This is a genomic window from Paludisphaera borealis (assembly GCF_001956985.1).
Taxonomy (GTDB): domain Bacteria; phylum Planctomycetota; class Planctomycetia; order Isosphaerales; family Isosphaeraceae; genus Paludisphaera; species Paludisphaera borealis.
Genome location: NZ_CP019082.1, coordinates 3,286,031 through 3,300,134, shown reverse-complemented (window position 1 = coordinate 3,300,134; position 14,104 = coordinate 3,286,031). Strand labels below are relative to the sequence as shown.

The following is a 14,104-nucleotide window of genomic DNA, read 5'->3' as shown; positions in this document are numbered from 1 at the left end:
CCGGCGCGTGAGGACGAGGATTTCGACCGCTAACGAGGGACGCCCGCATCATGGCCGCCGAGTGGTTCTACAAGCTCAACGGGACCGACATCGGCCCCGTGTCGTCGTCGGATCTGGTCGAGCTTGCAGTTGCGGGAAAGCTCGCCCCGGGAGCCGCGGTGCGCAAGGGGGACGGGCCGTGGGTGGCGGCCGAGACGGTCCCCGGCCTGGCCGACCGCGTCGGCCGCCGCCGGGCCGAACCGCCGCCGCTTTCCGCCGCGTCGGCCGCCGTCGCCGAGCCGCGGGGTCGAGGGTTCGCGATGGTCTCGGCCTCGGCGGCCGAAGCCTTCGAGGTGCTCGACTCGGCCGAGGACGACGGCTTCCGCGTCGAGATCCTCGCCTATCCCCGGCTGGGGGGCTCGCGCGACGCGCACGCGGCGCAGCAGGTGTTTTTCGCCAACCGCGCCGGGATGAAGCTCAAGCAGGTGCGGATCACGCTCAAGGACGGCCAGGCTCTCAGCGAGGCTGGGGCGCTGCACTTCATGCTCGGCGCGCTCCGCATGGAGAGCAAAGTCGGCGGAGTCGGCGGCATCGGCCGGGCGATGATGAACCGGTTCCTGACCAAGGAGGCCGCGTTCCTGCCCCGCTACCACGGCACCGGCCAGATCTACCTCGAACCGTCGTTCAGCCACTTCTTCATCCACCGGCTGGCGGGCGAGGAGGTCATCGCCGACAAGGGCCTGTTCTACTGCTGCGACGGCGCGCTCGAAGTCGGCGCGGCGGTCCAGAAGTCGATCTCCTCGGCTCTGTTCGGCGGCGAGGGCTGGTTTCAGACCCGGATTCGAGGGCGAGGGCTCTGCGTGCTCGAATCGCCGGTCCCCGCCGACGAGATCATCCGCGTCGATCTCAAGAACGAGACCCTTCAGGTCGACGGCAACTTCGCCCTCATGCGCACCGGCCGGATCGATTTCACGGTCGAACGCTCGACCAAAAGCCTGATGGGCGTGTTCACCAGCGGCGAACTGCTGCTCCAGACGTTTCGGGGCGTCGGCTCGGTCTGGCTCGCCCCGACGCAGGACGTCTACGAGCGGCTTCGCGAGGGGGGCCATTCCGCCCTGGCGCTGGCGTCCCGCAACTCGAGCACGTCGACCGAATCGCGCTGACCCCCGCCCCTCGCTTCCCACGCGCCTTGCAAAAAACGCATCGTGAGGCGACGATGGGTCTACTTCATCTATAATTGAACTAGCCCCAAGCCGCGCCGCCTGATCGGAACCGACGCCCTCGCGAGTCGAGGGGAAGCTCGGTTCCGGCGTGCGAGCCGCGCTGGGATGCGCGGGGAGCGTTCCGGTCCGCTCGGCCAGACTCCCGATCCTGGGAGTGCGCCGCCGACCCAGAGTGAAGCGACGATGGTGATCAGCGACGGGCAGGTTCCTGACGATCCCAGCTCCGTGTACTCGGCGACCGAGGCTGACTCCGGCTCGGCCGGGCCGACGCCGGCGAGCCCCCCCTCGTTCGGCGACTTCCGAATCATCCGCGAGATCGGCCGTGGTGGAATGGGGGTGGTCTACGAGGCCGAGCAGATCTCGCTCGGTCGGCGGGTGGCGCTCAAGGTCCTCTCGCACGTGACGACCAGCGCGAAGCAGCGCCGGCGGTTCGAGCGCGAGGCCAAGGCCGCCGGGCGGCTGCACCACACCCACATCGTGCCGGTCTTCGGCGTCGGCGAGCACGATGGGACGCCCTACTACGTGATGCAGTTCATCGCCGGCGTGGGGTTGCACGGCGTGATCAACGAGCTGCGGAAGCTCGAATCGCCTCCCGCCGAGACCGCGATCGCCGCCGTGGACCAGGCGCACGGGCCGTCGATGGGCATGACCGTCGCCGACGCCTCCGACCTGGTTTTCGACCACGACCCGACGACCGTCGATCCCGCGTCCGCCCCCGAACCCGTCGCGCTCGCCGTCGAGGACGAGCTCAACCGGACGGCCGACGACCCCGCGCTCGTCGCGATCGCTCGGGCGCTGCTCGATGGCAGGTCGGAGTCGACCGACGCCGAGCCGGCCGCGCCCTCGGATTCCTCAAGCGGCTCGCTGGCGTCGCTGATCCCGCACGCCGACGTCTTCGGCCGTGCCGGCAGCGGCTGCTATTGGAAGCGCGTGGCGCGGATCGGCGCCGAGGTCGCGCGGGGGCTCGACTACGCCCACGGCCAGGGGGTCTTGCACCGCGACATCAAGCCGTCCAACCTGCTGCTCGATGAGCGCGGTGCCGTCTGGGTGACCGATTTCGGGCTGGCCAAGGCCGGTGATCAGCAGGATCTGACCCAGAGCGGCGACGTGGTCGGGACGCTGCGCTACATGCCCCCCGAGGCGTTCGAGGGGGTCTCCGGGCCGTGCGGCGACGTCTACGGGCTGGGGCTGACGCTCTACGAGCTGCTGGCGCGGCGGCCCGCCTTCGACGAGAAGGACCGCGCCCGGCTCATCAAGCAGGTGACCGAGGCCGACCCGCCCCGGCTGGGCAAGCTCGACCCCCGAATTCCCCGCGACCTGGCGACGGTCGTCCAGAAGGCGATCGAGCGCGCCCCGGCGAACCGCTACGCGAGCGCCGCCGAGTTCGCCGCCGACCTCCAGCGGTTCCTCGACGACGAGCCGGTCAAGGCCCGCAGGGCGTCGCTTGTGGAACGCTATCTGCGGTGGGCCTGGCGGAATCCGACGGTCGCCGCGCTCGGGGGATTGCTGGCGGCGGTGCTCGTGCTCGCCACAGTGGGGTCGCTGGCGGCGGCCCGGCGGTTCCGCGATCAGGCCGAGGTCCAGCACCAGCTCGCCGAGGATCGCGAGGCCGAACGCCTCGACGCCCAGCGGGCGCGCGACGAGGAGGCCGAGGCGCACCGCCTGGCCGATTCCGCCCTGACGAGCCTCCAGTCGGTGCGCGACGTGCTTCGCGGCACGCTCTACGCCACCCGCTCCAACCTGGCCATGTCGGCGTGGGACGCCAACGACTTCGGCCAAATGCACAGCCTGCTCGACCTGCTGCGGCCCGCCCCCGGAGAGCCCGACCTTCGGGGATGGGAGTGGCGCTACCTTCAGCGGCTCGGCAACGAGGAGCGGCTCACCCTGCGATCGCCGGGCGAGGGGTTCATCGACGCGGCGATCAGTCCCGACGGTCGCACCATCGCCTCGCTTGAGATGGACGACCGGATCCGGTTCTGGGATCGCGCGGACGGGAAGCTCCGGACGACGATCAACGTCAAAAATCGCAGCCATGCCGAGCTTTACGCGGGGGTCCACGCCCTGGCGTACAGCCCCGACGGCCGATGGCTCGCCGGCCCCGGCCATGAGGATTCGCTGAGCCTCTACGACGCCGCGACCGGCGCGCTCGTTCGGACCATCGAGTTCGGTCGCGGGGCCGTGCTCTCGCTTGCCTGGAGCCCCGACGGCAAGCGGCTGGCGGCCGCTCAGTCGAGGCACATCGTCCGCGTCTGGAACGTCGAGACCGGCAAGCCGATCGAGCCGTACCTGGGAGGGCACGAGGGGCCCGTGGCTTCGGTCGACGTCAGCCGCGACGGCCGCTTCGCCGTCTCGGGAGGGTTCGACGGCGCCGTCAAAATCTGGAACTTCCAGGGCGAGCCGAAGCTCATCCGCCAGTTGATCGGGCGCGGCGAGGAAATCCGGGCCGTGGTGTTCAGCCCCGACGGCCGGCACGTGGCCTCCGGCGGCCTGGACGGCGCCGTCCGGATCTGGGAGACCGAGTCGGGCCGCTCCGTCGCCGTGCTTCGCGGCCACGACGCGGCCGTGCACTGCCTGGCCTACTGCCCCACCGGCCTGCTGGCGTCCGCCGGCAACGACGACACCGTGAAGATCTGGGACCCCGCCTCGGGCCGCGAGCTGCGAACCTTCAAGGGACACACCGAGGGCGTGCGCGCAGTCGCCTTCAGCCCCGACGGCTGCGACCTCCTGTCCGCGTCGACCGACGGCTCGATCAAGGTCTGGGACGCCGAGAGTCCACCGCGGCCCCGGAGCCTCTACAGCCCCTCGGTCCTGACCTACGGCGGCGTCGTCGAGTGCGTGGCCCTCAGCCCCGACGGCCGCCGCCTCGCCACCGGGCAGGACGACCATGCGGTGCGGATCTGGGACGTCGCCAAGGGCCGGCTGCTCTACCTGCTGACGGGCCACAACGAGCCGATTCGAGCCGTGGCCTTCAGCCCCGACGGCCGTCTGCTCGCCTCCGCCGCCGGCTCGCCCGACCAGCCCGCCCCGGGGCGCGACGTCGTCTGCGTCTGGGAGGTCGAAACCGGTCGGCGGATTGCGAGCTATTCCGGATTCGACAACGTGGTCGACGCCTTGGTCTTCATCGGCGACGGCCACTGGCTGGCTTCCGCCGGCGGCCAGAGCAAGATCCACATCTGGAACGTCGACGACGGCGAGCTGCGGGCGACACTGTCGGGCCACGGCGAGGACGTCCGCCGGCTGGCCCTCAGCCCCGACGGCAAGCTTCTGGCGTCCACCTCCAGCGACGGCACCGCCAAGATCTGGGAACTGCCCGGCGGCGCGCTGCGCGCCACGATCGACGGGCACGGAGAACGGGTGGCGGTCGCCTTCAACCACGACGGCCGACTGCTGGCGACGGCCGCGGCCGACGCCGCGATCCAGGTCTGGAACGTCGCCGACGGCACGCTCCGACAGACCCTGAAGGGCCATCTCCGCGAGGTCGACGCCCTGGCCTTCGCCCCCGACGACCGCCTCGCCTCGGCCGGTCTCGACAAGACCATCCGGATCTGGGACCTGGCCAGCGGCCAGTCGGTGCTCTCGCTCAACGGCCACTCGGGGGCCGTGACCGGCCTGGCGTTCAGCCCCGACGGCCGCGTCCTCGCCTCGTCCAGCCGAGACCGCACCGTGAGGCTCTGGGAAGCCCCCCTTCAATAGAAGATAGAACCGCCTTCAGCCGACCCGGGCCTTGGCGACGGCGAGCCCGACGAGGCCCGTCGCGACGAGGCCGAGACCGATCGCGCGGGTCGACGGACTGGCGACGAGCGACCCGCAGACGACCGCCGCGAGGACGCCGTACGCGGCGACCGCGCGCCAGGGCTTGAGCCGAATCCCCTCGGCGACGATCTTCGTCAGAATCCGCCGGCCGTCGCGAAACGCCCGCAACTTGCTCTCGGTTCCGGCGATCCGAGGGCGATACGGCACCGAGACCTCGATCGCCGCGAACCCCCGGGCGACCGTCGCGACGGTCAGCTCGGTCTCGATCTCGAAGCCCTCGGAGCGCAGGTCGACCGACTCGACGAACTCCCGGCTGAACGCCCGGTAGCCCGACAGCAGGTCGCCGGCGCCGGGACCGATGAAGACGCGGAAGGCCGTGCGGATCAGGACGTTGCCCAACGCTCGGACCGGCGCCATGGCCCCGGCTCCCGGCACGGGCTGGCGGGCGCCGACGGTCGTCGCCGCCACCCCTTCCAGGATCGGGGCCGCCAGCAGCGGAGCCGCCTCGGCCGGATAGGTGCCGTCGCCGTCGACCATCATGACGACGTCGTACCCGCGCAGCGCCGCGAACGCGGCGCGGACGGCGTGGCCCTTGCCCTGCTTCGGCACCACGACCACCCGGACGCCTCGGGCGCTGGCGATCGCGCCGGTGCCGTCGTTCGAGTTATTGTCGAAGACCACGATCTCGGCATCTGGAAGGGCCGCGCGGAACTGGTCAACGACCGCCCCGACGGCAGCGGCCTCGTTGTAACACGGGATGGCGACGGCGATCTTCGGCGTCGGCCTGGGTTCGACGGAGCTTGTCACGAGTTTGCGGTTCTCATTAGCGCGCCGAGAGGCCGGACGCCCCTGCGCTGAAGTCGACCGTTCGCGGCGCGACGATCGTGGTCACGAGCGGGGCGGCCGAACCGGTCTTGCCGGCCGTCACCCGGATCACAAGGGCGCTCGGCCCTTCGGGAAGTTCGATCTCGGCGGAGAACGGGCCGCCCCCCTGAGGCCGCGTCAGCGTCGTCGGCTTGCCATTGTGCCAGACCGCCACGTCGGCCGGGGTGTCGAGGACCAGCCGGGCCTTCTGGGCGGCCGAGGAAACGATCGGCACGACCCCGTAGGCGACCTGCCGCGAGCCCGGCGTCAGGAGCGGGCTGAGGTCGACGATCCCCTCGGCGTTGGCGTTGATCCGCCGCCAGGAGAGCTTGCGGCCCTCGCCGTCGGACACCTCGGCGTCGAGGTCGACGCGGGACGTGGGGTCGATCGCGTGGGCGGCGGTCGGCTCGACGATCGGGCCGACCACCTGGTACTGGCCGATGATGCTGACCGGCTGTTTCAGCGTGCCGAGGTAGACGACCAGGTCGACCAGATCGCCGTCGGTCATCGTCTGGGCGAGGTTCTCGGGCATGAGTGAGACGTCGCTGGCGCGGCGGTCTTCAATGTCGCCGGGGCGGATCGTCACCCGCTCGCCCTCGGCCGTCTTGAGGACCAGCCGCTCGGGGGTCTCATCGACCGGCAGCCCGGTCACCACCCGGCCGTCGGCCAGGCCGACGACCATCGACCGGAAGTTGTAGCCGATGGCCGCGCTCGGGTTGAGGATCGACTTGAGCAGTTCCTCCTTGCCGTACTTGGTGCCGATCGTCGAGAGGTCGGGGCCGATCCACTGCCCGCGTCCCTGGACGCGATGGCATGCGCCGCAGGCGTTCGACGCCGCGCGGAAGAAGACCGTCTCGCCTCGGCCGGCGTCGCCGTCGCGGCGGATCAGCTCGAACAACGACGGCAGCGGTCGTCCACTGGCCGACAGGGGCTGCGGCAGCAGTTCGTCGGCCAGGTCGCGGACCCGGCGGTCGGTCTGGCTGTGGAGAACCGTCGTGGCCTCGGTCTTGAGGTCGTCGGGGAGCTTCTTCTCGCGGACCAGGTCGAGCAGCTTCAGCCCGCCGTCCTTGAGCCGGGCGACGGTCCGCAACGCCTCGCGACGCAGTCCGAGCGGATAGGCGCGGTCGGTCACCATCGTCAGGAGCTGGTCGCGGGCGTCGTAAAGTTTGGGGAGCGTCCGGACGGCGGCCTCGGCCCGAGGGGTCGAGCTGGGCTTGTTGCGAACGTCGGCAATCACCTGGCCGAGCACGGGGTTGGGGGTCGACCGGAACACGCCGAGGGCCTCGACGGCGGCCACCACGAGTTCCACCGGCTGATTCTCGGCGAGGGCGATCGCTTCGATGCCGGCCTGGTAACGGGCGTCGCCGGTCGCGGCGGCGAGCGCCACGCCCTGGGAGCGCAGGTCCGGGGTATCGAGAGCCTTGGCGATCACCCGGGTCACCGGCGGACGATCCTTGGCCTCTTTCCAGGGGCCGGCGAGCCCTTCGGCGAGCATGGCGAGCAGGCCGCGGCGGCGGACCGGATCTTCGGTTCGGTCGGCGACATGCGCCACGACGTCGGCGGCGGCGGGACTGGCCAACTGCCGCAAGATGTCGTCGCCGGCCTGCTGGAGTCCCGGGGCCTTCAGGTTCGGAAGGATCTGTTCGAGCACCGGCAGCGCCTCGGGGCGATGCAGCCGCCACAACAGGCCGAGGAACTTGCTCAGGCCGGTCGTCGGCTGGTCGGGGGCGCCGACGGCGATGAACGCCTCGTTGCGATCGACGGGGAAGTACGGTGGCAGGGCGACATGGTCGTTGCGGCCGTCCTTCGAGAAGTCGCCCGATTCGCCGAACAGCCCCGGGTCCATCAGGCTGGTGATGTACTCGGCCTCGCGGCCGTCGAGCGCCAGGCCGAGGGCCTCAAGATACCAGCGGTCCTGGCCGTCCCACGAGGCGACGAGCTTCCGGAGGGCGTCGGCGACCTTGGGCGTCGGCAAGTTGCGGAAGGCGAGGATCAGCTCGCGGCGGACCGCCGGATCGGGGTCGTCGACCAGAGTGAGCAGCAGGTCGAGATTGGCAAGAGCCGGGGCGGGCTTCTTGGCCTCGGGGTTCTTGTACTCGACGGTCCCGTTCTCGCGGCAGTCGCGGCCGAGGATGCGGACGGCCAACACGCGGAGCCGAGGGTCGCCGTCGTGGAAAGCGTCGGGGTGCTTGACGACCTCGGTCGCGATCGTGCCGACGACCGGCGAGTTGGGCATGGCCGACGCCGTCCAGATCGCGCGGGCCGCTTCCTCGGGCGTACCCAGGTGGATCAAGCTGAGCAAGGCTTGCGACGCCTCCGTTCCCCACGCGATCAGGCCTCGGCGGGCGGCGTCGTGGGTGGCGGTGTTGGGCGACTTGAGGGCCTCGATCAGCCCGGCGATCGTGCCGAAATCGGCCTTGGCGGCGTTCGGCTTGGCCCCCTTCGGGACGACCCGGTAGATCCGGCCGGTGGTCTGGTCGCTGAACGCGTGGCCGCCGACGCCGGCGTCGTACCAGTCGGCCACGAAGACCGAGCCGTCGGGCGCGGTGGTGGCGTCGACGGGGCGGAACCAGGGGTCGTCGCTGGTCAGGAACACCTTGTAGTCGGTGCGGAACGAGGCCCCCTTGCGGGTGATTGGGAAGAAGTTGACCTGGCGACTGCCGGCGTCGACTTCGAGCAGGCCGCCGAAATAGGCGTCGGGCAGAAGCCGGCCTTCGTAGACCATGATCCCGGTCGGGCTGCCGTTGCCGGTGCCGACGATCTTGGGGACGTTGCCGGGGACGTCCTCGCCCCAGTGTCGCGGGCTGCCCGGCGTCTGGTAGCCGTAATGGCCGCCGTCCATCGCCCAGATGACGCGGCAGCCGCGGTTGCCGTCGTCGTCGTTGTCGCTGGTGAACACGTCGCCGAAGGCGTTCACCGAGGTCTCGTAGTTGTTCCGCTGGCGGTCGCAGACCACCTCGAACTCGGTGCCGTCGCGGTTGACGCGGAGGGTGTTGGCGAGCTGGTCCGACTTCACGCGCCGGCCGCTCTTGTCGACGACGTCGAAGTTCTCCTTGCGCTCCGAGCGGTCGCTCTGGACCGAGCAGCAGCCGTCGCCGTGGGTGAAGTAGAGCTTGCCGTCGGGGCCGAGGGTCATGCCGTGGACGCCGTGGTCGGAATCGACGCCGCCGAAGCCGGTGAGCAGCGGATAACGCTTGTCGGCCTTGTCGTCGCCGTCGGTGTCTTCCAGGACCAGCAGGTCGGGGCTGTTGCCGACGAAGACCCGGCAGCCCTTGTACTTGCCGGCCTTGTCGTAGAATTCCTCGACGGCGATGCCCATCGGCACCGGGAAGATCTTGTCGGCGAAGACGGTCATCTTGTCGGCCTTGCCGTCGCCGTCGGTGTCTTCGAGGATCTTGATCTTGTCGTCGTTCTCGACCCGGGGGAACCGCTTGTTGCCGCCTCGCGTCAGCCGGTAGTTGAGCCCCTCGGCGACCCAGACGCGGCCTCGGGAATCGACGTCCATATTCGTCGGGTTGACCACCATCGGCTCGGCCGCCCAGAGCGTCGCCTCCAGCCCTTCGGCCGGCTTGAGCTTGCGTTCCGACTCGGCGGCGCTCACCTGCGCCCGGGCCTCGGGGGCGAACGCGGCGAGCCACGCCAGAGCGAGGAGGACGGCGACTCCATGGCGCGGCGAGGGAGAGAGGGAGGTCATCGGCGGCGGCTCCTGGGATGGCTCGACGTTCGGTCCGGCTGCGGTCGGAAACCGCCGATGCGTCGGCTTTTGCGGTTCAGCGATTCCTCATTCTGGCCGACCGGCCGACGACCGTCCAGACGCTGTCGCCGGCCGCCGCCGTCGGTTTCCCGGGAAGAGTTGGTCCAACCGCCTCGGTTCCCTACAATACTGGTACGTCCCGCGCGTAAACAGACGCAGGCGTCGGCGGAGACCGGACCGAGAACCCGAGCAGGCGAGGGGAAAGCCATGGAGTACGACCAGCCGTCCTTCCGCGGAACGATCATCAGCCATGTGGCGGCCGTCGGGCTCACCCTGCTCCTCACCGCTCTGCTGTTCAGCGTCCGATTCGAACGGCCCCAACCCCCGCCCCGCATCCCCTCGATCGGCGTCGCGAATCCGACCCCCGCTCCTGCCCCCGCCCCCGCTCCCTCGCCCATCGAGGAGGCGGAGCTTGATGCGTTCGACGCCGCGGCCCCCGTCGTCGCCCTGGCGTCTCCGCCGTCGGAGGATGCGCTCAAAGAGCTTGACCCGGAGGAGCGGCAGAACGTCGTCGTGTACGCGGCGGTCAACAAGAGCGTGGTCAACATCACGACCGAGGCCGAGAACCAGGGGTTCTTCGGCGAGGAGACCTCGACGGGCACGGGATCGGGCTTCGTGACCGACAAGCGGGGGCACATCCTGACCAACTTCCACGTCGTCCAGGGGGCCGACACGGTTCGCGCCACGCTGTTCGACGGCTCGGCCCATGCCGCCAAGGTCGTCGGCGTCGACGCCTCCAACGACGTCGCCCTGCTGCAAATCGACGCCCCCGCCGACAAGCTGATTCCGGTCACCTTCGGCGACTCGTCGAGGCTGCTGGTCGGGCAGAAGATCATGGCGATCGGCAACCCCTTCGGCCTGGAACGGACGCTTACCACGGGGATCGTCAGCAGCCTCGACCGGTCGCTCAAGGCCAAGAACGGGCGGATGATCCGGGGCATCATCCAGACCGACGCGGCGATCAACCCCGGCAATTCGGGGGGGCCGCTGCTGAACACCAAGGGCCAGGTGATCGGCATGAACACGGCGATCATCAGCCCGGTCGGCCAGTCGGCGGGGGTCAGCTTCGCGGTGCCGATCAACTCCATCGCTCGCATTCTCCAGCCGCTGATTGAGCACGGCCGCGTGGTCCGCGCCGACCTGGGCGTCACGCGGTTCTACGCCACCGACGAGGGCCTTTTGGTCCTGGCCCTCGCCGAGGGGGGGCCGGCCGAACAGGCGGGAATCCGGCCGATCCAGGTCAAGGTCGAGCGCGTCGGGCCCGGCTTCGTGCGGCGGTCGCTCGATCCCGACTCGGCCGACCTGATCGTCGCCGTCGACCACAAGCGGGTGAAGACGCTCGACGAGCTGATGACCGAGGTCGAGAAGCACCAGCCCGGCCAGTCCGCCCGGATCACCGTGGTCCGCGACGGCAAGCCGATGGACGTCGTGGTGCAGCTCGGCAAGTCGTGACCCTCGGCCGTCAGCGAGCCGGCGGCTCTTTCGACAGCCACCAGAGCAGGCCCGCGACGACCAGGGCGTGGTCGATGCGTCCCATTTCAATCAAGCCGAGGAGGTCGGCGGCGGGCACGCGCTCGACGGTCAGCTCCTCGGTGTGGTCGAGCTTCGGCTCGGCGATCTTGCGGACGTTGCGGACGACGATCGTGCTCGTCCGCGACGTGACGATCGAGGGGTTCGACCAGAGCGAGCCGATCAGCTCGGGAGGGTCGCCGGCGTAACCGGTCTCCTCCAGCAGCTCGCGGGCGCCGGCCTCGCACGGGTCTTCTCCGGGATCGATCAGCCCGCCGGGGACTTCGAGACTGTCGCGCCCCGAACCGGCCCGGAACTGCCGCACGCAGAGGATTTCGTTCTCGGGCGTCAGCGCGATCGCGTGAACCGCGTCGGCTAGATGCATAACGAAGAAATCATGCGTCAGGCCCGACGCGCGCGACCGGAACCGCTCCTTGCGAAGCCGGAACAGCCAGTTCTCCTCGATCGTCCGGTCATGCGTTCCGCCGTCCACGCGGGACCACGAGGCGTTCGATTCGGCGTCGTCGTTCGTCACGCTGCACCATCCTCCGCGAAAGACCAGATCGCTCCGCCCGTTCATCCCATCCTATCAGTCGACGAGTTCGAGGACGACCAGCAGCGGGCGGTGGTCGGAGGCGACGGGCTCGTCGAGGACGCGGGTTTCGACGACCTTCCAGCGGGGGGCGGGGCGGACCAGGACGTAGTCGATCTGGCTGTTCGGCTTGTCGGCGGGGTAGGTCGGCAGCGAGGTCGAATCGGTGCGGGTCCAATTCTCGCCGAACGCCTTCATCACGCGGCTGTCTGGCATCGAGTTGAGGTCGCCGACGAGCAGCGTGGGGAGGTTCGGCTGCTCGCGCGCGACTTCCTCGATCCGCTTGACCGAATCGAGGCGTTCGGCGTCCGACGTGCGGTAGTCGATGTGCGTCGCCATGAACCGGAACGGCGTCTTGCGGGCGTCGGGAGCGGTCAGGTCGACCGTGAGCACGCCGCGCTGTTCGCCGACGTAATGTGACGGGACCGGGATGTTGCGGTGGCCGGTCACGGGCAGGCGGGTCAGCACGGCGTTGCCGTAATCGCCCCCCTGGAAAACGATGTTCCGCTCGAAGATCGGCGTCATCTTCGTCAGTCGGCCCAGCTCGCCGGGCTCGTCCACCCCTTCGGTCCGCTTGACGCCGCGATCGACCTCCTGAAGCGCGACGACATGCGGATCGACCGATAAGATCACCTTGGCGATCCGCTCCAGGTCGAGTTTGCCGTCCATCCCCTCGCCGTGGTGGATGTTGTAGCTGAGCACTCGAATCCGGGTCGGCTCGGCGGCGAAGGCCGGCGCGGCGGCGTGAGCGAGCAAGCAGAGGGCGAGCGTCCATCCACGTTTGTTCATCGAGCGTTGCTCCGGGCTTTCGAGGGGGACTTGGCCGGCGGGGCGCTCGACTTGGCCTTGGGGGCCGCCTTGAACTCGTCGGCGGTCATGGTCCGGACGGTCCGGTTGAGCAGGAGGACGGCCCCCCCCTTCTCGGGCGCGTCCTTGCCGTAGGCGAGCACGTCTTCGTCGGGGCTGCCGCCGGGTTCTTCCTTGGTGTCGGGCAACGTCGCGCCCCAGATCACGACGACCCCGCTCGACCTGAGCTGCTCGACGCCGCCGGGCGACGCCCCGGCGTTCGCTTGCAACTGCTTGAGCGTGTGGGGCGGCGCGCCGTTCGACAACTGGTAGTCCCGGAGCATCTCGCCGACCTGCTGGAGCGCCGCCTCATCCGACGCGTCGGCGGTCGGCAACGCGCTGGTCGAGCCGCATCCCGCGAGGGGAAAGAGCAGAATCGCAAGGCTGAGGATTCGATACCGCGTACTCATGAAAGAACCTCGGGCGTCGTCGCGTGCGTGCGGTCGATCGGGGTCAATACGCGTCGGCGCTCACGACTTCGCCGCCGGCGCGGGTGCCGAGCGCCCGCCAGCTCATCGGATTGATCGAGTTCTTGACGAACCGGACCGAGCCGTCGGCGAACACGACGTTGACGCCGCCGGAGTGGTTGCTTCGGGCCGCGATGTGGGCGCAGATGAAATCGCTGGAATTGGCGCAGTCGTAGGTCTGCGGGTTGGGCGTCTGCGTGTGCGAGAAGAACGCCGTCGGAGCGATGCCTCGATAATACTGCTGGCCGCGGTACTTGAGCCGGGTGCCGGCGAGGCAGAGGTCGGTCGGCGGCAGCACGCTCGTCGTGAAGCTGTCCGCCGAGATCCCGAAGACGTTCAGGTAGCTGTTCGCGGGGACCTCGCCAGCCGTGTTGGCGTTGGCGATCGAGCGGGTGACCTCGGAGAACAAGCTCGTGTTGCTCGTGCCGTCGGTGATCGAGGCGATGGTCCCCTTGCCGGTCGCCTTGAGGTAATCCGGATTGTTGGCGCCGTTGAGGGTCTGCGGCGAGCTGTAATCGAGCGTGACGTTGAAGACGCCGGCCAGGCCCGCGTTCACCTCGGTCTTGTTGGCCGCGTAGCCCGCCGGCGGCTGCCCCAGCTCGGCGCACGCCGTGGCTCCGATGGAGGCGAAGTAGTTGTTGTAGCCGAGGATGCCGAACAGTTTCACGTCGCTGGAGTCGGACGGGCAGATGTAGGCCGAGATGATCTGGGTCCCGGCGGTGTAGTTGGCGTCGTTGGTCTTGTTGTTGGAGATTCCGTTGAGGTTGAACTGGAAGTTGAACGTGTTGTACAGGTTCGAGTTCTCAAGGAACTGGAGCACCTGCACCGCAGGCGTCGGGCGCGGGTAGAGCGGGACGTTGATGGTCGGCGTCTGGCCGAACCCCGGCGGGAACGAGCCGTTGGTCGACTCGAAGTTGTGCGCGGCCAGTCCCATCTGCTTGAGGTTGTTGACGCACTGCGCGCGGCGGGCCGCCTCGCGCGCCGACTGGACCGCCGGCAGCAGAAGCGCGATTAAAACGGCGATGATCGCGATGACGACCAGCAATTCGATGAGCGTGAAGCCGCGACGCGGGTTCGGCGACATGAAGTTCATCCTACGAAAGAATTCGAGAATTCG

Annotated in this window: 9 protein-coding genes; 3 read left to right on the top strand and 6 right to left on the bottom strand. The window is 69.4% G+C overall.

What is annotated here, in order from left to right:
* Nucleotides 1-50 precede the first annotated feature (50 nt).
* Both BSF38_RS12740 and BSF38_RS12735 read left to right on the top strand, forming a co-directional pair.
* Complete coding sequence (locus tag BSF38_RS12740; RefSeq protein ID WP_076346130.1) at nt 51-1,142, top strand: AIM24 family protein; 1,092 nt, start codon at nt 51-53, stop codon at nt 1,140-1,142.
* Between the two features lie 243 nt (nt 1,143-1,385).
* Complete coding sequence (locus BSF38_RS12735) at nt 1,386-4,895, top strand: protein kinase domain-containing protein (RefSeq protein ID WP_076346128.1); 3,510 nt, start codon at nt 1,386-1,388, stop codon at nt 4,893-4,895.
* Between the two features lie 15 nt (nt 4,896-4,910).
* On the opposite strand, the gene BSF38_RS12730 is transcribed toward BSF38_RS12735, so the two are convergent.
* Both BSF38_RS12730 and BSF38_RS12725 read right to left on the bottom strand, forming a co-directional pair.
* Nucleotides 4,911-5,762, bottom strand: a complete 852-nt coding sequence (locus BSF38_RS12730) for a glycosyltransferase (protein WP_076346126.1) — start codon at nt 5,760-5,762, stop codon at nt 4,911-4,913.
* Between the two features lie 16 nt (nt 5,763-5,778).
* Nucleotides 5,779-9,513, bottom strand: a complete 3,735-nt coding sequence (locus BSF38_RS12725) for a PVC-type heme-binding CxxCH protein (protein WP_076346124.1) — start codon at nt 9,511-9,513, stop codon at nt 5,779-5,781.
* A 267-nt stretch (nt 9,514-9,780) separates the two neighbouring features.
* Between BSF38_RS12725 and BSF38_RS12720 the strand changes: the two genes are divergently transcribed.
* Nucleotides 9,781-11,025 carry a S1C family serine protease gene (locus BSF38_RS12720; RefSeq protein ID WP_076346122.1) on the top strand — a complete coding sequence of 415 codons (1,245 nt, stop codon included), beginning with the start codon at nt 9,781-9,783 and terminating at the stop codon, nt 11,023-11,025.
* 10 nt (nt 11,026-11,035) lie between these two features.
* On the opposite strand, the gene BSF38_RS12715 is transcribed toward BSF38_RS12720, so the two are convergent.
* The 4 genes from BSF38_RS12715 to BSF38_RS12700 are packed head-to-tail and all read right to left on the bottom strand — an operon-like array spanning nt 11,036 to nt 14,071.
* On the bottom strand, nt 11,036-11,617 hold the full coding sequence (locus tag BSF38_RS12715) for an NUDIX hydrolase (protein ID WP_076350830.1): 582 nt from the start codon (nt 11,615-11,617) through the stop codon (nt 11,036-11,038).
* Nucleotides 11,618-11,671: 54 nt separating this feature from the next.
* Entirely contained in the window at nt 11,672-12,463 is a 792-nt protein-coding gene (locus tag BSF38_RS12710) for an endonuclease/exonuclease/phosphatase family protein (protein ID WP_076346120.1), read from the bottom strand.
* Nucleotides 12,460-12,930: a hypothetical protein gene (locus tag BSF38_RS12705; protein ID WP_076346118.1), complete on the bottom strand. Its 471-nt coding sequence runs from the start codon at nt 12,928-12,930 to the stop codon at nt 12,460-12,462. Before BSF38_RS12705 ends, BSF38_RS12710 begins: the two co-directional genes overlap by 4 nt.
* A 43-nt stretch (nt 12,931-12,973) precedes the next feature.
* A complete protein-coding gene (locus tag BSF38_RS12700) occupies nt 12,974-14,071 on the bottom strand; it encodes a DUF1559 domain-containing protein (RefSeq protein WP_076350828.1) in 1,098 nt (365 codons plus the stop codon).
* Between the last annotated feature and the right edge of the window lie 33 nt (nt 14,072-14,104).

Bases quoted from the DNA above. Each gene is read 5' to 3' on its own strand.
- BSF38_RS12740 (WP_076346130.1), top strand. From the start codon at position 51: ATGGCCGCCGAGTGGTTCTACAAGCTCAACGGGACCGACATCGGCCCC.
- BSF38_RS12735 (WP_076346128.1), top strand. From the start codon at position 1,386: ATGGTGATCAGCGACGGGCAGGTTCCTGACGATCCCAGCTCCGTGTAC.
- BSF38_RS12725 (WP_076346124.1), bottom strand. From the start codon at position 9,513: ATGACCTCCCTCTCTCCCTCGCCGCGCCATGGAGTCGCCGTCCTCCTC.
- BSF38_RS12720 (WP_076346122.1), top strand. From the start codon at position 9,781: ATGGAGTACGACCAGCCGTCCTTCCGCGGAACGATCATCAGCCATGTG.
- BSF38_RS12710 (WP_076346120.1), bottom strand. From the start codon at position 12,463: ATGAACAAACGTGGATGGACGCTCGCCCTCTGCTTGCTCGCTCACGCC.
- BSF38_RS12705 (WP_076346118.1), bottom strand. From the start codon at position 12,930: ATGAGTACGCGGTATCGAATCCTCAGCCTTGCGATTCTGCTCTTTCCC.
- BSF38_RS12700 (WP_076350828.1), bottom strand. From the start codon at position 14,071: ATGTCGCCGAACCCGCGTCGCGGCTTCACGCTCATCGAATTGCTGGTC.